Source organism: Streptomyces sp. NPDC087270, from assembly GCF_044744625.1.
GTDB lineage: Bacteria > Actinomycetota > Actinomycetes > Streptomycetales > Streptomycetaceae > Actinacidiphila.
This window is the reverse complement of the sequence record NZ_JBIUYR010000021.1, coordinates 1-18,510: the sequence shown is the minus strand read 5'-3', so window position 1 is coordinate 18,510 and position 18,510 is coordinate 1. Positions and strand designations below refer to the sequence as shown.

The following is an 18,510-nucleotide window of genomic DNA, read 5'->3' as shown; positions in this document are numbered from 1 at the left end:
TCATGAGCGGGGGCGGCGCTCAGCGGGACCCGGTAGCGTTGGCCGACGGTTTGCACGGTAGGCCAGAGTCAGGAGTGGGCGGCGATGCACAGCAGCGGACGCGGCGAGGATTCGCCCGAAGCGTACCGGGGCGTCGTGCTCCCCTCGGGCCGGCAGCAGCAGCCGCTGCAGTACGGCGAGCACGTCCAGCCGGCCGGCGGCACCCCGTGGGGCGCGCCCGACGGCCCGCCGGCCGCCGAGCCGGCCGACGCCACGCAGATGCTGCCGCCCTACCCCGGTGCCGACCCGCTCGGGCCGCCCGCGCAGCCCCCCGCGCCGCTGCCCACGCCCCCGGTAGCCGACGCCACGCAGATGCTGCCGCCCTACCCCGGCGACGCCCCGGCACCACCGCTGCCGCCGGTGCCGCCGCAGGCCCCGCCGCCCTCGTACATACCCGACCCCTCTCCGGCAGAGGCGACCCAGGCGCTGCCCTTCTTCCAGGACCGGCAGGACCACCCGGGCGGCTACGACCAGCAGACCGGCTACGACCAGCAGGGGTACGGCCAGGCGCCGTACGAACAGCCCGGCGGCTACGACCAGTACCCGAACCAGGGCGGCCCGTCGTACGGCGGCCAGGAGCAGCACCCCGGCCAGTACGGCGGTTTCGAGGAGGAGGAGCCGCAGCCCGGCCCCGGGCACGACAGCGACTACGACCACCTCTTCCGGCATGACGTGCCGAGCCCGGCGCCGATGCGGCCGCGCATCATCCAGCCGCCGGACCGCCGGCAGCCCGCCCAGCAGCCCTACCCGCAGGGCCCCGGCGGCGGTCCCCAGGAGCCCGGCTACGGCCCGGAGCGGGACTACGGCTACGACGGCGGCGGCGAAGGCGGGCGCCGGATGTCGCCGAAGGCGCTGATCGGCATCGTGGTCGGCGGCTGCGTGGTGGCCGGCCTGGTGGTCGGCGCGCTGCTCAACTCCGGTGGCGGTGGCGGCGGCAAGACCGGCACCGTGGCCGACTCGTCGAGCGCCTCGCCCGCGCCCGGCACCTCCGCGGGCGCCCAGCCCGGCCCCTCCGACGGCGCCGACGACGCCGCCAAGCAGCAGGCGTCCGCACTGGACTCGCTGCTCAACACCAGTGACGCCAGCCGCAGTTCCGTGGTGAGCGCGGTCGCGTCCATCAGGAGCTGCAGCAACCTGCCCGGCGCCGCCGGCGACCTGAACACCGCCGCCGACCGGCGCAAGTCCCTGGTCACCCAGCTCGCCAAGCTGCCCCTGGACCAGCTGCCCGACCACGACGCCCTGAGCGCCGCGCTCACCAAGGCGTGGCAGGCGTCCTCCGCCGCCGACACCCACTACGCGAACTGGGCCGGCCAGGCGCAGAAGAGCCACAAGGTCTGCCACGGCGGCCACGCCAAGAACACCAGCGAGACGCAGGCCGGCGACCGGGAGAGCGGCACCGCCACCACCGAGAAGAAGAAGGCGGTCAAGCTCTGGAACGCGATCGCCAAGAAGTACGGCCTCACCCAGCGGCAGTACTCCCAGCTCTGACGGCTCAGCCCTGACGGCCCAGCTCTGACGTCTGCCGGCCGGCTACTGGCCGTCCCGCTTGAGCGGGGCGTACGACGCCGGCTTGAGCGTCTTGGTCACGTTCACGAAGCCGGGCTGCGCCTGGACCAGGCGGCCCTGCCGCACCTTCTGGTAGACGATGTCGGCGTTGACCATCCGCGGGTGGTCGGGGATGTTCAGCAGGTCGGTGTCGGTCCAGCCGAGGTCGGGGGTGAGGCCGCCGGTCGACAGCTTCGTGGTCGCGTCCATCGCCCGCCGCACGCTGTCCGCGGTGATCTTCGTCCTGGCGTCCATCGCGCGCACCACCTTGGCGAACACGGAGTACGCGATCCACGTGGTCTGCACCCCGGGGTCGGCCACGTCGATCGTGTCGTCGCCGAACGCGTACTTGCTGATCACCGACTTCATCTCGTCCCACTTCGGGTCCGAGGCCGGCGGGTACCAGTCGGCGATCTTCGCGCCCTCCAGTGGGCTCTTCGCGCCGCCGCTCGCGTCCACCACGGACTGCTGCACGCTGCCGATCACCGAGGAGAGCTGCACCTTCGGCTGCACGTCGCCGATCCGGCGCAAGGAGTCGAAGAAGGTGCTGGTGTGGTCGCCGAGCACCGCGGACACGCAGGTGGACGTCTTGTCGTCGCCGACCGCCTGGGTCGCGACGTCGGTGTAGTCGGTCGAGTCGTCCTTGGCGAGGATGTCCTCCACCGGGCGCTTGCCCTCCTCCTTCAGCCCCTGGTCGAGGAAGATCGGGAACTGGTCGCCGGTGATCGAGTCCGGCCGCACCAGCGCGACCTTCTTGCAGCTCTGCGCGAGTTGCAGCCCGCTGCCGGCCAGCAGCGCCGGCAGCCCGCCGTTGATCGGGTACGACATCAGGGACTGGTACTCGTCCTCGGTGATCCCGTAGCCGCCGATGTACGGGATGTCGTCGCCCTCCAGCGCGGAGATGAAGCTGCTGCCCTCCTCGCTGTACGACCCGACGACGGCGACCGCGCCCGCGTCGACGGCCTGCTTGGCGCATTCGGTGACCGTGACCGCGTCGTCGCGCTCGTTGCAGGTGAGCACCTTCAGCTTGCGTCCGTGCAGCCCGCCCTGGTCGTTGACGTAGCTCTCGACGGCCTTGGCCATCCCCAGCATGCCGGGCATGTTGGTGGCGTTGGTGCCCACCGGCGCCCATGTCATCACCACGATCGGCCCCGGAGAGCCCCCCGCGCTCCCCGGAAGGACACCACACCCGCTGACCAGCGCGGATACGGCGAGTAGTGGGACGGCGGCACGCCGGAGCGCGCCCCTGCGGCGGTCAGTCATATCAATGGAAGATTCCGCTTCCGGCTCAACGGCCGGGTGACCGGATGCCAACGCCCGGTCACGTTCGGGTGAATTACAGGTGTCGCCGATCGGGTGCGTACGATCGTGCGCTGTGCAAGGTTCGGAGAAGTCTTCCCGTCGCGGCCGTCACTCCTCCACGATGGGTGGCATGCCCCTCAATGACATGCCGTGGTGGCGCTGGCGCAGCAATGTGCGCTCCGCGCTGCACATGATCAGCGACCCCGTCTTCCAGATGGAGGTGTGGCGGACCGGCCGCGAGGGATACGGCGATGTCACCGACGCCGTCTACCGCCTGGTCGAGGACACCTGGCTCGACAACTGGTCCGCCGAGAAGTACGTCGGCACCATCTTCCGCGACGCGCAGGAGGCGGCGCTGGTCGACGTGGCCGTGCTGCGCGTGCTGAAGATCCTGCACCAGGTGGGCGCCGACGCCCCCGCGGTCGCCTACCTCGACCACTCGGCCTGGCCGGAGGCGGTGCACGCGGCCCGCGAGGCGCACGTGCGGATGGCGTCGGCCGACGGCGAGGACCCGGACGTCCCGCCGCGCTCGCTCGAGGTGCTGGCGATCTACAACCGGACGGCGTGACCCCGGCGAGTGTCGTGACCACGTGCACGCGTGACCACGCGGTCGTGGCGGCGTGATCGGGTCCGTGTGCCGGACACCCGCGCCCTCGGCTGCCTGCTTGTGCCAGGCTGGCGCCTGTGAACGAACAGCAGTCGCAGCCCCCGCAGTACGTCCTCACGCTGTCGTGCCCCGACAAGCAGGGCATCGTGCACGCGGTCTCCAGCTACCTCTTCATGACCGGGTGCAACATCGTCGACAGCCAGCAGTTCGGCGACCAGGGCACCGGGCTGTTCTTCATGCGGGTGCACTTCTCCGCCGAGTCCGAGGTGACCGTCGACAAGCTGCGGGCCAGCTTCGCCGCGGTGGGCGACGCCTACCACATGGACTGGCACATCCACCCGTCCGCGGAGCGGATGCGGATCGTGCTGATGGTCAGCAGGTTCGGCCACTGCCTCAACGACCTGCTCTTCCGCGCCAGCACCGGCGCGCTGCCGGTCGAGGTCGCCGCCGTGGTCTCCAACCACACCGACTTCCGCGCCCTCGTCGAGTCCTACCACGTGCCCTTCCACCACATCCCGGTCACCAAGGACACCAAGTCCGACGCCGAGGCGCGGCTGCTGGAGATCGTGGCGGCGGAGAACGTCGAACTGGTGGTGCTCGCCCGCTACATGCAGGTCCTCTCGGACGACCTGTGCCGGAAGCTGTCCGGCCGGATCATCAACATCCACCACTCCTTCCTGCCGAGCTTCAAGGGCGCCAAGCCGTATCACCAGGCGCATGACCGCGGCGTGAAGCTGATCGGCGCGACCGCGCACTACGTGACGGCGGATCTCGACGAGGGCCCGATCATCGAGCAGGAGGTCGAGCGGGTCGGCCACGGGGTCACCCCGGAGCAACTCGTCGCGATCGGCCGGGACGTGGAGTGCCAGGCGCTGGCGCGGGCGGTGAAGTGGCACAGCGAGCACCGGGTGCTGCTCAACGGCGGCCGGACCGTGGTGTTCGGGTAGCGGCTGGCGGGTAACAGGTGGCGGGGGCGGGGCCCGCAACTCCTCAGGCCCGCACGTCTTCGGGGCGAGGCGACCTCAGAGCCGGGACAGCGCCGCGGTCGCGTACAGCACGTCCCGGATCGCCGCCCGGTCACCGGCCTTGCCCGCCGCCACGCGCTCCGGCACCACGTGCCCCGTGGCGAGCTGGCAGAACTCCAGGCTGTCCATCGCCACATGCGCCACCTGGTGGTCGGGCGAGGCCACCGCGCCCGGCGAGTCGAGCGCCAGCAGCCACTCGCCGCCACCGTCGCCCTCGATCTCCAGCTTGAGCGAACGCCCGGGCGAGCCCGCGGCCACCAGCCGTGCCGGCGACGTGGCCAGCCCGGCCCGGCGCCGTGCGGCGAGCGCCCGGGTCAGCTTGCCGGCGGTCAGCCCGACGATCTGCCGCATGTGGCCCTCGGCGGGCGTGTCGTACGGGTAGTCCACCGCCTCGGCGATGTCCGTGGCGTGCGTCCAGCACGCGAAGGCGCGGTCCACGAACGCGTCCTGGAAGGGCAGTTCGAAGTCGCCGTGGTCCACCGGGAGGCCCGCGACCCCCTCGCCCGCGAACGCGATCGTCCGCACCAGCCGGTGGCTCTGCTCGCGCCACAGCAGGCGGAGCGTCGCGCCCGGCAGGTCCTGGTGAGCGGCCCAGTGCGCCGCCGTGCGCGCCGCGGGTGAGCGCGGCAACTCGATCTCCTCGGCGGCATGGCTCAGGCGTACCGGCCGCGGCCGGTCGAGACCGTAGCGTTCGGTGGCGTCGTCGGCCGCCGTCTCGATGCTCTGCTGCGGCAGCCCGAGGGCCCGGCCGACCAGGCCGTCGACGGCGATCAGGTGGGCGATGACCTGTCCGACGGTGAACTCCCGTGTCACCGGGGCGCCGTCGAACCACTGCAACCGCACCGGCGCGCTCCAGTAGCCGTCACCCAGATCGCGCAGCAGCGCGTCCAGCCGGGCGGCCTCCGCGTCGTAGGGCCCGGCCCACTCCGGTACCGGGATGCGCGCCGGACGCCGCCCGAGGCACCCTTCGAGCACCCGCGCCCGCAGCAGCGGGTCGAGGTCCAGCGAGTCCTCCTGGTGCAGCAGGCCGACCGCGTCGCGCAGCCGCAGCGCCTCCTCGGCGCAGCTCGCGCAGTCCGTGAGGTGCACCTCGACGGCGAGGGTCTCGTCGCGGGAGCAGGCCGCCAGTGCCCAGGCACCCAGCAGCGACTTGAGGGTGCCGTGGTCGTACGGCGGCACGCGGACGGTGGTCACGGCCGAGGCCGTCGCCGAGCTGACGCGGGGCAGGTGGGGCTGGTGCGGCACAGGCGGGTCCGCCCCGTCGGTCGGTTCGGTCGGTTCGGGAGATACGGGGGACTCGGGGGACTCGGAGGAGCCGGAGGAGCCGGTCGGCCGCGGCGCGCCGAGGGCGGCAGGCGCGGTTTCGGCCGGGGAGCCGGTGGTGGGCCCGGCAGGCGTACCGGGGCCGGGCGACTGCGGGCCGAAGGAGCCGAAGGGCACGTCATCGGGCGCGTCGTGCTGTTCGCGCTGGGCGGGGACGCGGGCACGGCGCCCGTCTCCTCGGCCGTCGTCGGACGGGCCGTCGCCGTTGTGGTACGTCGGGCCGCTCACCGCTCGCCTCGCTTGGTGTTCTGCTCGAACGACGCCTCGGCCTGCTCGTCGGGCTCCATCGCGGTGGACAGCAGTTGCAGGCCCAACCGCAGCCTGCGGCGGGCCTCGTCCTCGCTGACCCCGAGATCGGCCGCCGCGGCGCGGTAGTCCAGCCGTTCCCGGTAGGCGAGTTCGAGGGCGGCGCGCAGCGGAGCCGGCATCGATGTCACGATGAAGTCGGCGCGCGCCGCGGTGTTGGCCTCGCGCACGCGTGCCTCCAGCACGTCGGGGTTGGTCCGGCCGCGGTTCGCGTACTGGCGCAACCGGTGCACCGCGTGCCGCTGGGTGAGCGCGGCGATCCACGACCGCAGCGAACCGTACTTCGGCTCGTAGGCGTCCGGGTTCTCCCAGACGTAGCCGAACACTTCGCGGGTGATCTGGTCCGCCGCGTCGTCGTCGTCGGTCACCCGGTGCGCGAGACCGTGGACCAGGGAGGCGTAGCGGTCGTACAGCTCACCGAGTGCCGCCTCCTCGCCCCGCGCCAGCCGCTGCTGCATCTTGCGGTCCCAGCGCGGCGGTGCGGGTGTCGCCATCTCCCGGCCCCCTTGCGTCGTCCGGCCCGTGCCTGCGTCCCCGACGTTACCGGGCACCCATGAGGGTGTACGCGGCTTTGCACCAACCTGACACCGGATGCGACCGCTTCTGTCGGTCTGTTATGCGGGTGTGACCAGAAGATTGCGGGGTTGCGACCGGGAGCGGGCATAGGGTCGTAGGACGGGAGAATCCAAGTCGACGGCGAGGCGAGGTGGGAACCGGTGCTGGTGACCCAGGCCGAGCGGGACGGCTGGGCGGTGGTCACGGTCGCGGGGGAGATGGACCTGATCTCCTCGCCCGCGGTCCGGCAGAAGGTGCATGAAGCGGTCGCCGACGGGCGGCGCAGCCTGGTGCTCGACCTCGCCGGGGTGCGGTTCTGCGACTCCAGCGGGGTGGGCGTGCTGATCGGCGCCCGACGGCTGATGCGGTCCTGCGCGGGGCGGCTGCGGATCGTGCTGCCTCGGGAGGACGACGAGGGTGCGCCGCACGGGTCGTCAGGCTCGTCCGGATCATCCGGCTCGTCCGGGGCGTCCGGGCAGATCGCCGGCCACGGCGGGGAAGCGCACGTCAACCGGGTACTGGCCGCGCTCGGGGTGCGCCGGCTTTTCGAGGTCTACCCGGACCTGGACGCGGCCACCGACGACACCGCCAGGCCGCTGTCCGCCTGAGCGCAGCGCTTCGCGGGCGGGCGCCCGCAACGCCGGGCCCGCGTTGTCCCGTACGTGGCCGGCGCGGGGTGACCGAGAATGGCCCCATGACCCTTCTCACCTTCGTGCGCGGCGACATCACCGAGGAACCGGTCGACGCGGTGGTCAACGCCGCGAACTCCTCCCTGCTCGGCGGTGGCGGCGTGGACGGCGCCATCCACCGCAAGGGCGGCCCCGAGATCCTCTCCGCCTGCCGCGACCTGCGGGCGTCGCACTACGGTCGCGGGCTGCCCACCGGCCAGGCCGTCGCCACCACCGCGGGGCGGCTGCCGGCACATTGGGTCATCCACACCGTCGGCCCGGTCTGGCGGGCGGGGGAGGACCGTTCCGAACTCCTCGCTTCCTGCTACCGGGAGTCGCTGCGCGTAGCCGACGAACTGGGCGCCGCCACCGTCGCCTTCCCCGCCATCTCGACCGGCGTCTACGGCTGGCCGATCGACGACGGCGCCCGCATCGCCGTACAGACCGTGCGCGCGGCCTCCACCTCCGTCACGGAGGTGCGCTTCGTCCTCTTCGACGATGTCGCTTATGAGGCATTTACGGCTTACGGGTAAACCACTTGCGGGGTGCTCGGCGTGGTCACGGAGCGTCCGCGGCGGGTTGTGTCCGATGCGTGACTTGTTACGCGGTGGAGTCGGGGTGGTCCTCAGGTACGCTCCATCGGGTGCGCGTACGTTCCAGGCTTCCCCAGGGAGCCGCTCGGCTGGTCCGAAGCGGTTCCGTGCCTGGCTGCGCGATCCCTGACCGGACGCGGCGCACAGTATGCGGTACGCCCGCTCCGTTGCGAGGGAATATGCCCGAAGCGCTTGTTGGAGTACCAGTCGGTCGACCAGGCTATGTGACGTCTGTGTCACATACGGTGACGGGCAGGCGTGAGACGTCGGGTCAGCCGGTTCGGATGGTGTGAGCAGTGCAGATGCTTCAGATGCAACTGGAGGTCGGTGTCGACCCGGCGGAGGTCGGACGCGCCCGCCGCTGGGCGAGGTCGCGACTGGTGGGTTCCGGGATAGGAGCCGACGAACCGGTCGCCGAGACGCTGCTCCTGCTCATCTCCGAACTCGTCACCAACGCCGTCGTACACACCGGCTGTCCGGCCGTGCTGCGCATGCTCTTCCCTGCCGCGCCGGCCGCTCCGGTACGGGTCGAGGTCGCCGACGCCAGCGTCCTGCCGCCCGCCCCGCGCCATGCCAACCGTGACGAGACCGGTGGCCGCGGCCTGGAACTGGTCGACGGCCTCGCCGACCGCTGGGGCTGGCACCCGGAAGGCGCGGGCAAGCAGATCTGGTGCGAGGTCGACCGAGGCGCGGCCACCGCGGTCCTGACCTGACCCTTTCGCCTCATCCGGACCGCCGGGCCGGCCGCGCCCTAACCGCGCGCCGACGTCTGGAACGTCCGCCGGTACACCGTCGGTGACACACCCAGCGCGCTCTGGATGTGCTGCCGCAGCGAGGCACCCGTACCGAACCCCGCCTCCCGCGCGATCTGGTCCACCCCGAGATCGGTCGACTCCAGCAACTGCCGCGCCCGCTCGATCCGCTGCTGCGTCAGCCACTGCCCCGGACTCAGCCCCACCTCCTCCCGGAACCGCCGCGTGAACGTCCGTACGCTCATCGCCTCCCGCTCCGCGAGCTGCCGCAACGTCACCGGCTGCTCCAGCCGCTCCAACGCCCACGCCCTGGCCCGCTCGGTGCCCGCCAACTGCGGCTCGGGCAGCGGCCGCCGGACGTACTGCGCCTGACCGCCCTCCCGATGCGGCGGCACCACCGTCCGGCGGGCCACCCCGTTCGCCACCGCGGTGCCGAAGTCCCGCCGCACGATGTGCAGACACACGTCGATCCCCGCCGCCACCCCCGCCGAGGTGAGCACGTCGCCGTCGTCCACATACAGCACGTCCGGGTCCACCCGCACCCGCGGGAAGAGCCGTTGGAAGTGGTCCGCGCTGCGCCAGTGCGTGGTCGCCGGCCGCCCGTCCAGCAACCCCGCCGCCGCCAGCAGGAACGATCCCGTGCAGATCGACACCACCCGCGTACCCGGCCGGATCGCGTCGAACGCCGCCCTCAGCTCCGCGCTGAGCCGACCCTCCTCGTAGACGTCCTCCATCTCGTGTGACGCGGGCACCACCACCGTGTCCGCCTCGGCCAGCGCTTCCATGCCGTGCTCGACCGTGATCGTGAAGTCCGCGTCCGTCCGCACCGGACCCGGGCGCACGCTGCACGTCACCACCTCGTACAGCGCGGGGCCGCCCTCTTCCCGCTCCTGGCTCCTCGCGGCCCCGAAAATCCGCAGCGGGATGCCGAGTTCGAACGGGATCACCCCGTCGAGCACGAACACCGCCACCCGGTGCCGCCCACCGCCGCCGAACACCCGGGCCCGCGGGGGAATCCGAGAATCTGCCATGGCCCGATTCTTTCACACCATGGCCCTCGGGCCACTCGTCACCGGGGAACTCTCCTCGGAGACTGAGCACCGTGACGCAGACATCTCGCACTCCCGCGCCCGCCGACGGCCCAGCCGCGCCCACCGGCTCCGCCACACCCGGCGACGCCACCGGGACGCGCCGGCACCCGCGCCCGCACCGCGCCTGGGCGGTTGCCGCCGTCACGTTCGTGACCATCATCGGATCTGCCGCATTCGCCTCCCTTCCCGGACTTCTGATCGACCCGCTGCACAGCGAGTTCGGCTGGTCGCGCGCGATGATCGGTTTCGCCGTCTCCATCAACCTCGCGCTGTACGGGCTGACGGCGCCGTTCGCCGCCGCGCTGATGGACCGCTTCGGCATCCGGCGCGTCGTCGCCTGCGCGTTGCTGACGATCGCACTCGGCGCCGGACTCACCGTCTACATGACCCAGGTCTGGCAACTGGTGCTCTGCTGGGGCGTCTTGGTGGGTCTGGGCAGCGGTTCGATGGCGCTCGCGTTCGCCGCGACCGTCGCCAACCGCTGGTTCGTCGCCCGCCGCGGCCTGGTCACCGGCATCCTCACCGCCGGTGGCGCCGCCGGGCAGTTGGTCTTCCTCCCTCTCCTTTCATGGATCACCGAACATCACGGCTGGCGTCCTGCCGCCGCGACGGTCGCGTTCGCGGCACTCGCCGTCGTGCCCTTCGTCTGGCTGCTGTTGCGCGACCACCCCGCGGACGTCGGTATGGCCCCCTACGGCGCGGCGGAGTTCACGCCCAAGCCCCCGCCGGTCAGAGGGGCGGCCGGTCGTGCGCTGCGGGCTCTTCTCCAGGCGGCACGCGGCGGTACCTTCTGGCTGCTGGCCGGCAGCTTCGCGATCTGCGGTGCGTCGACCAACGGTCTGGTGAAGACCCACTTCGTGCCCGCCGCGCACGACCACGGGCTCCCGGTGACGACCGCGGCGTCCCTGCTCGCCGTCATCGGGGTGTTCGACATCGCGGGCACGGTGGCCTCCGGATGGTTCACCGACCGCCTGTCGCCGAGGCGGCTGCTCGCGATCTACTACGGACTGCGCGGACTCTCGCTGATGTTCCTCCCGATGCTCTTCTCGGACAGCATCCACCCCTCGATGGTGCTGTTCATCGTCTTCTACGGCCTCGACTGGGTGGCGACGGTGCCGCCGACCATCGCGCTGTGCCGTGAGCACTACGGCGAGAGCAGCGCGATCGTCTTCGGCTGGGTGCTCGCGGCCCACCAGATCGGTGCGGCCCTGGTCGCCTACCTCGGCGGGGTGGCGCGTGACGCGCTCGGTTCCTATGACGTCGTCTGGTACACCTCCGGTGCGTTGTGCGCGGTGGCCGCGCTGATGTCCCTGGTCGTCCGCCATCGGCCGGTCGCCGCGCCCGTGATGGCGGTTACTGGATGAACGCCCCGAATGTCTGTGCTAGTTCCGATTCGAGTGGAGTTCACTCGCCCGGGTGAACGGGACCGGCCGGAGCGGGCGGTGGGCGCCGCTCTCGCCCGGATCGGCCCTGGCAGAGCGGTCCGTACGGCCCGTTGAGAACGATTCGCGGTGAACGAGGCGGCACGCGCGGAACAGTTCGCGTGGATCGCCGTGGAGAAAGGGCCGTGCGCGTGCGCAACGGCCGGGGCGGGCGGCTCGCAGGGAACGAGCGGTGCGGATCGAACGAGCCGCGGTGACGGGGGCGTTGCACCGCCGTTCACCGCCCGCCGCCCGCCGCCCGCCGCCCGCCGCCCGCCGCCCGCCGCTCACCGCCCGAGGCAGGCCTCGCCCGCGCCCGCGCCGGTCGGCTTCCGCGTACCGCTCTACCGCGCGCGGGCGGCCGCGCGCGCGATGCGGCGCGCGTCGATCGCCATTTCGCGGAACATCCCGCTGATCGGATTGGTGAACCCGGTGAAGTACAGCCCGGGCGCGCTCGCGGGCGTCCTGGCTCCGTGCACCACCGGGCGGCCGCGGCCGTCGAGCACGCCGAGGTGGCCCACGAGCGGTTCGAGGCCCCGCCGGTAGCCGGTCGCGGTGATCACCGCTTCCGGGCTGATCTCGGAGCCGTCGGCGAGGCGCACCTTGTCTCCGTCGAACTCGGCGACGGCGGCGACGGGTTCGACCCGGCGCGAGCGGACGGCCGCGATCAGGCCGACGTCCTGCACCGGAATCGCGCCGTCCAGCACGCGCGAGTACAAGCCGGTCTCGGGGCGGGGCAGGCCGTACGCGGACAGGTCCGGTACGCCGGCCCGTTCGATGTACGGCGCGACGCGGTCCACCAGCCGCGTCGGCAGTCGGCGGCAGACGATCCCGCTTGCCTGCGCGGGCCAGCCGAGCGTCGAACGGCGCAGGATATGCGGGGGCGTCCGCACCGCGAGGCGTACTCGCGAGGCGCCGCCCTCCATCAGGTCGACGGCGATCTCCGCACCGGTGTTGCCCGCGCCGACCACGAGGACGTCCCGCCCGTTATAGGGGACGGCGTTGCGGTAGCGGGCCGCGTGCAGAAGATCGCCGGAGAAGGTGTTTCGTCCCGGCCAGTCGGGTATGTACGGACTGTGGTTGTGGCCGGTCGCCACCACGACCACGGCGGAGGAGAGCACCCGGCCTCCGGTCGCGGGCAGTTCCCAGCCCGCGCCCTTCCGTTCCACTCGTCCCACCTCGATGCCGGTGGCGATTTCGAGTTCGTGGTATTCGGCGTACTTCTCGAGGTAGCGCACCACGTCGTCCCTGCTGACCCATCGGCCGAACCGGCGCGGAATGGGCAGTCCCGGCAGCGCCGACAACCGCCGCGTGGTGTGCAGATGCAGCCGGTCGTAGTGGCCGCGCCAAGACGCTCCCACGTGTTCCGCGCGCTCCACCACGAGTGGCCTGAGTCCCCGCTCCCGCAGTGCCGCGGCCGCGGCCAGTCCGCCGGGGCCGGCGCCGATGACGATGGCGTCGGGAGCTGCGGTGGGCGGGGGGACCCGGTCGGTGGCGGTCGTGGGGTCGGCCATGGGGGCACTCCTGAGCCTGAATACGTCTGTCGCGAGCAAGGTGGTGGTAGCCGGAAGGTATTCCGACGGGCGGGTGCGAGCGTAACCCCCCATGCCGGTCGAGCGGCATGGGCCGTTGCGGGCTGCCCACTTGCCGGTCACGGTCCGCCACTTGCCGCCCACAGGCAACCGGTTGTCGGCCGATACCGATGGCCGGTCGCCCGCAGCGCCTCGCCGCCGCCGGCGGTGCGCCGCTCGCGTTGCCCGTCTGCCCGGAAACGCAGCGAAGCGGGCGCCGGCGGTCTCCCCCGAGACCTTGTGGCGCCCGCGTCGAGGCGTGGTGTTGCGGCAGGACTGGCGAGTGCGGGGCCGAACGGCCCTGCGGGTGAAGGGTGTTGGGACGGTCGCTACTTCGGTGGTTTCTTCCCGGTGACCCCGAGGTGGACGAGCAGCGCCAGGTTCGGCTTCAGGTCGGCCTGCTTGACGCCGGACCCGGTGAAACCTTTCTGGTGGGCGGCGACCGCAGCCAGCATGGCCACCAGCGAACCGGCCACGGCCGGCGCGCTGACCTGCTTGTCGACCTTGCCCTTGCTCTGAAGGTCCTTGATGGACTCGGTGAGTGAGCCCGTCACGGAGTTGAGGATGCGGGTGCGGATTCTGTTGAAGCGCTTGTCGCCTTCGGCGGCGCCGAGGTCGATCACGCGCAGGATGGCGTCGTTCCTGCGCCAGAAGGACAGGAAGCCGTCCACGAGTTGGTCTGCGGCGAGCGCGCCGGACTTGCCGACCCAGGAGCGGCCCGCGACCAGTTCGGTCAGGCTCGCCCCCTCTTTGGCCATCTCATCGGCGAGTTCAAGGACGGCGCCCTCGACGTCGGGGAAGTACTGATAGAACGTTGCGGGGGAGGTGCCCGCCATCCGGGCGACGTCAATCACCTTGACATCCCGGTACGGCGACGTGCTGAGCATCTCGCCGAGGCAGTCCAGCAGCTTCTGCCGCGTTGCCTGCCCGCGGCGGCCCGCAACACGGCCGTCGACGGTGCGAACTTGTCCTGTCATGCCGTCAGTTTACCGACCCGTGATCGGCGCGCGATTTGGCGGCGTGCAAACGGGGACGCTCTCCTTCCGCTTGGCGAACCACCAGTTCAACGGTGCTTTCTTCCGTCCCGGCGGCCCCATGGGACGGCGCGTGAAATGTGGCGAATGGGTGATTCGGCGGCGTGGAGCGGGCGACTCGAAGAATTGACCATATGTTCGAATTCCAGCGGGTGTGGTGGGGAAGATCACTGGTTACGGTGGCGATGACAGCGTGTCGCGGACACGGCGCGGGCCATCGTGAAGGTACGGGAGGATCGAGTCATGTCGGCATTCGGAGAAGGCGCCCCGTGCTGGGCGGATGTGGCACTGCCCGACCTCGCCGTCGGCCGGACCTTCTACGGCGAACTGCTCGGCTGGACCTTCGAGGACCAGGGGGAGGAGTTCGGCCACTACACGATGGCCCTGCGCGACGGCGTCAAGGTCGCGGCCCTGATGCCGAAGGCGGACCCGTCGATGCCCACCGCCTGGGGCGTCTTCCTCGCGGTCGCCGACGTGGCCCGGACCGCCGAGAAGGTCAGGGCGGCCGGCGGGCAGGTGGCCTTCGGGCCGGACGCGGTCGGCGACAGCGGAGTGATGGCCGGGGTCGTCGACCCGGGCGGCTCCTTCGTCGGCCTCTGGCAGCCCGCCGGCCACCAGGGTTTCGACCTGGTCAACAAGCCCGGCGCCTACGCCTGGTCGGAGAACCACACGCGGGATGCCGAGGCCGTGGACGCCTTCTACCAGGACGTCTTCGGATACGAGTCCCAGCAGGTCGGCGACGGCGTTCACTTCGACTACAAGGTGTGGTCCGTGCCCGGAGCCGAGGACCCCTCGCTCGGCCGGCTGAAGCTGGACGGCACCGCGGAGGACACCCCCACCGCGTACCAGGTCTACTTCGCGGTCGGTGACTGCGACGACGCGGCCGCCACGGTCCGCCGGCTCGGCGGCCAGGTGCTGGTGGGCCCCGCGGAGTCGCCGTACGGCCGCACCGCCATCGTCACCGACGACCAGGGAGCGCGGTTCGCCGTGATCGACCTCGCGCGCCGGTCCGACTCGATACCCGGTCAGTGAGGCCGGACGCCACGTTCTGACACCCGTTCCGGCGCGGCGGATGGCCGTCGGGCCCCGGGGAGCGGATGATAACGAGTTCGCTTTCCGGGCGTGTCGGGACGGCCCCGGGTTCGCAACCGGCGCTCTTCCCAGGAAGAATCGGGTCCGTACCCTGGCACGGGAGCCAGCGACCGGCCGGACGGGGCCGCGCAGCACGGGGAACGGCCGCGGACAACGCGGGCACGGGGAGGTGGCAGGGCAAGTGGTGGAGCAGCTTACGCAGCATGACCCGAGACGGATCGGCCCTTTCGAGGTGCTGGGACGGCTCGGCGCCGGCGGCATGGGGCTGGTCTATCTCGCCCGCTCGGCCTCCGGTCGGCGAGTGGCGATCAAGACCGTGCGGGCGGAACTCGCCGAGGACCAGCTCTTCCGCGTCCGCTTCACCCGTGAGGTCGAGGCGGCCCGTGCGGTGTCCGGCTTCTACACCGCCGCCGTCGTCGACGCCGACCCTCGTGCCGCCGTCCCCTGGCTCGCCACCGCCTACGTCCCGGCGCCGTCCCTGGAAGAGATCGTCAACGAGTCCGGCCCGCTGCCCGCCCAGGGAGTGCGCTGGCTCGCCGCCGGGATCGCCGAGGCCCTGCAGTCGATCCACGCCGCGGGCCTGGTGCACCGGGACATGAAGCCGTCGAACGTACTGGTGGTCGAGGACGGACCGCGGGTGATCGACTTCGGCATCGCCTCCGGGGTGTCCAACACCCGGCTGACGATGACGAACGTCGCGGTCGGCACCCCCGCCTACATGTCGCCCGAGCAGGCCCGTGACTCCCGCAGCGTGCGCGGCGCCAGCGACATCTTCTCGCTCGGGTCCACCCTGGTCTTCGCCTCGACCGGCCATGCCCCGTTCCATGGGGCCAACCCGGTCGAGACCGTCTTCATGCTGCTGCGCGAGGGCCCCGACCTGGCCGGTCTGCCCGACGAATTGCGCCCGCTGATCGAGTCGTGCATGCGGATGAAGGCCGAGGAGCGTCCCACCCCGGCCGATCTGCAGGCGCAGCTCGCCCCGCACCTGTTCTCCTCCGGCGGCGACGACACCGGCACCGCGTCGGCCTGGCTGCCCCCCGGCGCGGTCGCCCTGATCGAGGAACGCCACCGCAGCCGGATCGGCCCGGTGCAGAACGGCGGCCGCAGCGCGCGCCAGCCCGGCGCACAGGTGTCCGGCCCGCAGGTCCCCCTGCCGTCGGCCCCCGCGCCCGCACCCCAGCCGCCCATGCCGCAGGCTCCCGCGCCGCAGCCCTCCGGCCTGGTGCCGCCGCCGCCCGTGTCACCGCCCCGCCCGCAGCAGCCGCCCCGCAGCCCCGCCCCCCAGCACGCGGCCGCGTCCGTACAACTCGCCGGGTCCGCGCCGATCGGGCCCGGGCTGCGGCTGGCGCGGGCGGCCGACCTCAAGGCGACGGCCGGACCGGTTCCGGGAACCGAGTGGGTGCGCCCCCGGGGCGGCGCCCATCGGGCCGCGGAGGCCCCGCCGCCGTCCGTGGCCGCGGTACCGCGTCCGTCCGGCCCGCCGGGGGAGTGGCGGCCCTGGCGGTTCCGGATGTCGAACGACGTGTGGGGCACACCCGTGGTGGACAGCGGACTGCTGTACGTCACGTCCTTCGAGGTACACGCACTCGATGTGGCCAGCGGGCGGCGGCAGTTCAAGACCAGGGACGTGGCCTGGACGATGGCGGTGGCCGGCGGCCGTATCCACGCGTCGGACGGGCCCAGCCTGTTCGCGTTGGGCGCGACCGACGGCGGCGAGCGGTGGCGTACCCCGATCGACGGCTGGGTGTACGCCGTGCAGGCCGACGCGAGCACCGTCGTCACCGGCACCCGTGGCGGCGTGGTGCAGGCGTGGGATGCCGAGCGGGGGACGCTGCGGTGGGAGCGGGCCGGAGCGCAGACGGAGTTCGAGTCGCCGGACGCCGGACCCGCCATCGAGAACCGGACGGTGTTCTACCAGGGCGGCGGCCTGCTGCACGCGGTGGACGCGCTCAACGGATCGGAGCTGTGGTCGTATCCGGTGGGGGAGCCCGGCGCGGCCGGGTCGGTGGTGACCCGGCCGGTGGTCGCCGACGGCGTCGTCCACCTGACCGCCGGCACCCGGGTGCTGGCCCTCGACGCGCGCACCGGCGCGGAGCGATGGCACTTCGAGGCGCCCGCCGTGATGTTCGCGCCCCCCGCGCATGTACCCGGCCTGGGCGCGTCCGGCGGCGGGATCTACGTCACCGACCACCTCGGCACGGTGTACGCGCTGGACCCGGCGGACGGCCGGGACCGCTGGCGGGTCGCCACCGAGCCGCGGCAGTCGCTGGAGCCGGTGGTGGTCGCCGCCGGCGGGGTCCACCTCGGGGCGGGCAGCGCGCTGTACACGCTGGACGCCGTGAGCGGGACGCCGCGCTGGCGGTTCGCCGCGCAGGGCGAGATCGTCGGGTCGCCCGCGGTGGCGGACGGGCGGGTGCACTTCGGTTCGAAGGACCACTGCCTGTACACGGTGGACGCGCAGGGTGGCCAGTTGCGGTGGCGGCTGGAGACCGGTGGCGAGATCACCGGATCACCGGTCACCGCCGACGGTGTGGTCTACGCCTGCTCCAAGGATCGTTGCGTCTACGCCCTGGACGCGGCGAAGGGCACCGGCTCGACCTCGCGCCGGGCCTGAGCGGGAAGCAGGGAGCGGGGAGCGGGGAGCAGGGCCCTGCGGGGCGGGCCCGGACGGTAGGCCCCGGGCACCGGTGGTTCAGGGCTCCGCCGGACCGTCGGGGGAGAGCGGCTCGGAGCGCTTCGAGTACGGCGGCGGCGACGGCGGGTAGGGCGGAGGAGACTCCTGCGGCGGTTCGTCGACGTCGTCCGACGGCAGGGGTTCGGGTCGGCCGTAGCGCGGGCGGCGCAGCCCCGAGAGCAGGAAAGCCCCCGCGAACAGCAGCAGCCCGCTCGCGACCGCGACACCTACGCCCGTGTCGAGCCCGTCGCCGCCCGCGGTCAGCGACCCGGAGAACTGCGCCTGCCGGACCATCCACAGCACCGTGACGCCCAGCACCAGGCAGCCGGCCAGCGCCACCGCCGCCCATGACCGCGCCAGCACGCCCAGCAGCGTGAGCAGCGCGGCGAAGCCCATCGGCAGGAAGAGGGAGCCGAGCAGAGCCGCGTCATGATCGGTGACGCCGACGCCCGTGAAGAGGTCGTTGACCCGGATGTCGGAGCCGTGACGGCCGCCGTACCAGGCTCGGAAGGGGCACCAGACGGCGGCCGTCGCTCCGGCGAGCGCGAGCAGTGACCCCATGACGTTGCGGACCATCGGGGTGCCACCGCCTCGTGTCGCTCACTCGGCCCCCACGTGGCCGACGCTACGCCGGGCGCCGCGGCACTGCCACGCGAGCGCGGGCGCGGGAGTGACCACCGCGCTGACCAGCACTTTTACCCCACCGGCTCACCTACCGGCTCCCCTACGGGGACCGAGGCTTCATCGGTTCCACGGCCCCACCCGCTCTACCGGTTCCACCCGCTGCACTGGCAACCCGCGGGTGCGGAATCCCCGCGCACCCGCGCACCCCGCACCCCCCGCACCCCGCGCACCTCCCCCACCCTCCGCACCGCACAGGTCGGCCGCAGCGCCCCCTCCGCGCTGCGGCCG

Annotated in this window: 16 protein-coding genes; 9 read left to right on the top strand and 7 right to left on the bottom strand. The window is 72.4% G+C overall.

Features of this window, described 5'->3' with window-relative positions; genetic code table 11:
- Positions 1-84: 84 nt before the first annotated feature.
- Positions 85-1,527, top strand: a complete 1,443-nt coding sequence (locus ACIPAE_RS32655) for a hypothetical protein (RefSeq protein WP_402450237.1) — start codon at positions 85-87, stop codon at positions 1,525-1,527.
- A 42-nt stretch (positions 1,528-1,569) separates the two neighbouring features.
- On the opposite strand, the gene ACIPAE_RS32650 is transcribed toward ACIPAE_RS32655, so the two are convergent.
- Positions 1,570-2,721: an ABC transporter substrate-binding protein gene (locus tag ACIPAE_RS32650; protein WP_402450414.1), complete on the bottom strand. Its 1,152-nt coding sequence runs from the start codon at positions 2,719-2,721 to the stop codon at positions 1,570-1,572.
- A gap of 295 nt (positions 2,722-3,016) precedes the next feature.
- Here ACIPAE_RS32650 and ACIPAE_RS32645 point away from each other — a divergent pair, with 295 nt between their 5' ends.
- Entirely contained in the window at positions 3,017-3,454 is a 438-nt protein-coding gene (locus ACIPAE_RS32645) for a hypothetical protein (RefSeq protein WP_329368314.1), read from the top strand.
- A gap of 116 nt (positions 3,455-3,570) precedes the next feature.
- A complete protein-coding gene (gene purU, locus ACIPAE_RS32640; protein ID WP_402450236.1) occupies positions 3,571-4,440 on the top strand; it encodes a formyltetrahydrofolate deformylase in 870 nt (289 codons plus the stop codon).
- 75 nt (positions 4,441-4,515) lie between these two features.
- On the opposite strand, the gene ACIPAE_RS32635 is transcribed toward purU, so the two are convergent.
- Together ACIPAE_RS32635 and ACIPAE_RS32630 are read right to left on the bottom strand one after the other, a co-directional pair.
- Positions 4,516-6,069: a hypothetical protein gene (locus ACIPAE_RS32635; protein ID WP_402450234.1), complete on the bottom strand. Its 1,554-nt coding sequence runs from the start codon at positions 6,067-6,069 to the stop codon at positions 4,516-4,518.
- Entirely contained in the window at positions 6,066-6,641 is a 576-nt protein-coding gene (locus ACIPAE_RS32630; protein ID WP_329368317.1) for a sigma-70 family RNA polymerase sigma factor, read from the bottom strand. Before ACIPAE_RS32630 ends, ACIPAE_RS32635 begins: the two co-directional genes overlap by 4 nt.
- A gap of 279 nt (positions 6,642-6,920) precedes the next feature.
- Here ACIPAE_RS32630 and ACIPAE_RS32625 point away from each other — a divergent pair, with 279 nt between their 5' ends.
- From ACIPAE_RS32625 to ACIPAE_RS32615, 3 genes are all read left to right on the top strand, one after another.
- The gene (locus ACIPAE_RS32625; protein ID WP_402450412.1) at positions 6,921-7,310 is read left to right on the top strand and encodes an STAS domain-containing protein; all 390 of its coding nucleotides are present in this window, start codon (positions 6,921-6,923) and stop codon (positions 7,308-7,310) included.
- A gap of 86 nt (positions 7,311-7,396) precedes the next feature.
- On the top strand, positions 7,397-7,903 hold the full coding sequence (locus tag ACIPAE_RS32620) for an O-acetyl-ADP-ribose deacetylase (RefSeq protein WP_329368319.1): 507 nt from the start codon (positions 7,397-7,399) through the stop codon (positions 7,901-7,903).
- A gap of 356 nt (positions 7,904-8,259) precedes the next feature.
- Positions 8,260-8,676, top strand: coding sequence for an ATP-binding protein (locus tag ACIPAE_RS32615; RefSeq protein ID WP_328465065.1), 417 nt, complete (start codon positions 8,260-8,262; stop codon positions 8,674-8,676).
- A 38-nt stretch (positions 8,677-8,714) separates the two neighbouring features.
- Here ACIPAE_RS32615 and ACIPAE_RS32610 read toward each other — a convergent pair whose 3' ends face one another.
- Positions 8,715-9,746: a GlxA family transcriptional regulator gene (locus tag ACIPAE_RS32610; RefSeq protein ID WP_402450230.1), complete on the bottom strand. Its 1,032-nt coding sequence runs from the start codon at positions 9,744-9,746 to the stop codon at positions 8,715-8,717.
- A gap of 71 nt (positions 9,747-9,817) precedes the next feature.
- On the opposite strand from ACIPAE_RS32610, the gene ACIPAE_RS32605 reads away from it, so the two are divergent.
- Complete coding sequence (locus ACIPAE_RS32605) at positions 9,818-11,170, top strand: MFS transporter (RefSeq protein WP_402450228.1); 1,353 nt, start codon at positions 9,818-9,820, stop codon at positions 11,168-11,170.
- Positions 11,171-11,571: 401 nt separating this feature from the next.
- On the opposite strand, the gene ACIPAE_RS32600 is transcribed toward ACIPAE_RS32605, so the two are convergent.
- Both ACIPAE_RS32600 and ACIPAE_RS32595 read right to left on the bottom strand, forming a co-directional pair.
- A complete protein-coding gene (locus ACIPAE_RS32600) occupies positions 11,572-12,741 on the bottom strand; it encodes a flavin-containing monooxygenase (RefSeq protein WP_402450225.1) in 1,170 nt (389 codons plus the stop codon).
- A 386-nt stretch (positions 12,742-13,127) separates the two neighbouring features.
- Positions 13,128-13,775, bottom strand: coding sequence for a TetR/AcrR family transcriptional regulator (locus ACIPAE_RS32595; RefSeq protein WP_328465059.1), 648 nt, complete (start codon positions 13,773-13,775; stop codon positions 13,128-13,130).
- Between the two features lie 300 nt (positions 13,776-14,075).
- Between ACIPAE_RS32595 and ACIPAE_RS32590 the strand changes: the two genes are divergently transcribed.
- Positions 14,076-14,864, top strand: coding sequence for a VOC family protein (locus ACIPAE_RS32590; protein ID WP_402450223.1), 789 nt, complete (start codon positions 14,076-14,078; stop codon positions 14,862-14,864).
- Positions 14,865-15,105: 241 nt separating this feature from the next.
- Positions 15,106-17,538, top strand: coding sequence for a PQQ-binding-like beta-propeller repeat protein (locus ACIPAE_RS32585; RefSeq protein ID WP_366409871.1), 2,433 nt, complete (start codon positions 15,106-15,108; stop codon positions 17,536-17,538).
- Between the two features lie 78 nt (positions 17,539-17,616).
- Here ACIPAE_RS32585 and ACIPAE_RS32580 read toward each other — a convergent pair whose 3' ends face one another.
- A complete protein-coding gene (locus ACIPAE_RS32580; protein WP_366409872.1) occupies positions 17,617-18,174 on the bottom strand; it encodes a hypothetical protein in 558 nt (185 codons plus the stop codon).
- Positions 18,175-18,510: the final 336 nt, after the last annotated feature.

What these genes read in the sequence shown, in the direction of transcription:
- ACIPAE_RS32655 (WP_402450237.1), top strand. Translation starts at nt 85, where the DNA reads ATGCACAGCAGCGGACGCGGCGAGGATTCGCCCGAAGCGTACCGGGGC.
- ACIPAE_RS32650 (WP_402450414.1), bottom strand. Translation starts at nt 2,721, where the DNA reads ATGACATGGGCGCCGGTGGGCACCAACGCCACCAACATGCCCGGCATG.
- ACIPAE_RS32645 (WP_329368314.1), top strand. Translation starts at nt 3,017, where the DNA reads ATGCCCCTCAATGACATGCCGTGGTGGCGCTGGCGCAGCAATGTGCGC.
- ACIPAE_RS32630 (WP_329368317.1), bottom strand. Translation starts at nt 6,641, where the DNA reads ATGGCGACACCCGCACCGCCGCGCTGGGACCGCAAGATGCAGCAGCGG.
- ACIPAE_RS32625 (WP_402450412.1), top strand. Translation starts at nt 6,921, where the DNA reads ATGGACCTGATCTCCTCGCCCGCGGTCCGGCAGAAGGTGCATGAAGCG.
- ACIPAE_RS32620 (WP_329368319.1), top strand. Translation starts at nt 7,397, where the DNA reads ATGACCCTTCTCACCTTCGTGCGCGGCGACATCACCGAGGAACCGGTC.
- ACIPAE_RS32610 (WP_402450230.1), bottom strand. Translation starts at nt 9,746, where the DNA reads ATGGCAGATTCTCGGATTCCCCCGCGGGCCCGGGTGTTCGGCGGCGGT.
- ACIPAE_RS32600 (WP_402450225.1), bottom strand. Translation starts at nt 12,741, where the DNA reads ATGGCCGACCCCACGACCGCCACCGACCGGGTCCCCCCGCCCACCGCA.
- ACIPAE_RS32595 (WP_328465059.1), bottom strand. Translation starts at nt 13,775, where the DNA reads ATGACAGGACAAGTTCGCACCGTCGACGGCCGTGTTGCGGGCCGCCGC.
- ACIPAE_RS32590 (WP_402450223.1), top strand. Translation starts at nt 14,076, where the DNA reads ATGTCGGCATTCGGAGAAGGCGCCCCGTGCTGGGCGGATGTGGCACTG.
- ACIPAE_RS32580 (WP_366409872.1), bottom strand. Translation starts at nt 18,174, where the DNA reads ATGGTCCGCAACGTCATGGGGTCACTGCTCGCGCTCGCCGGAGCGACG.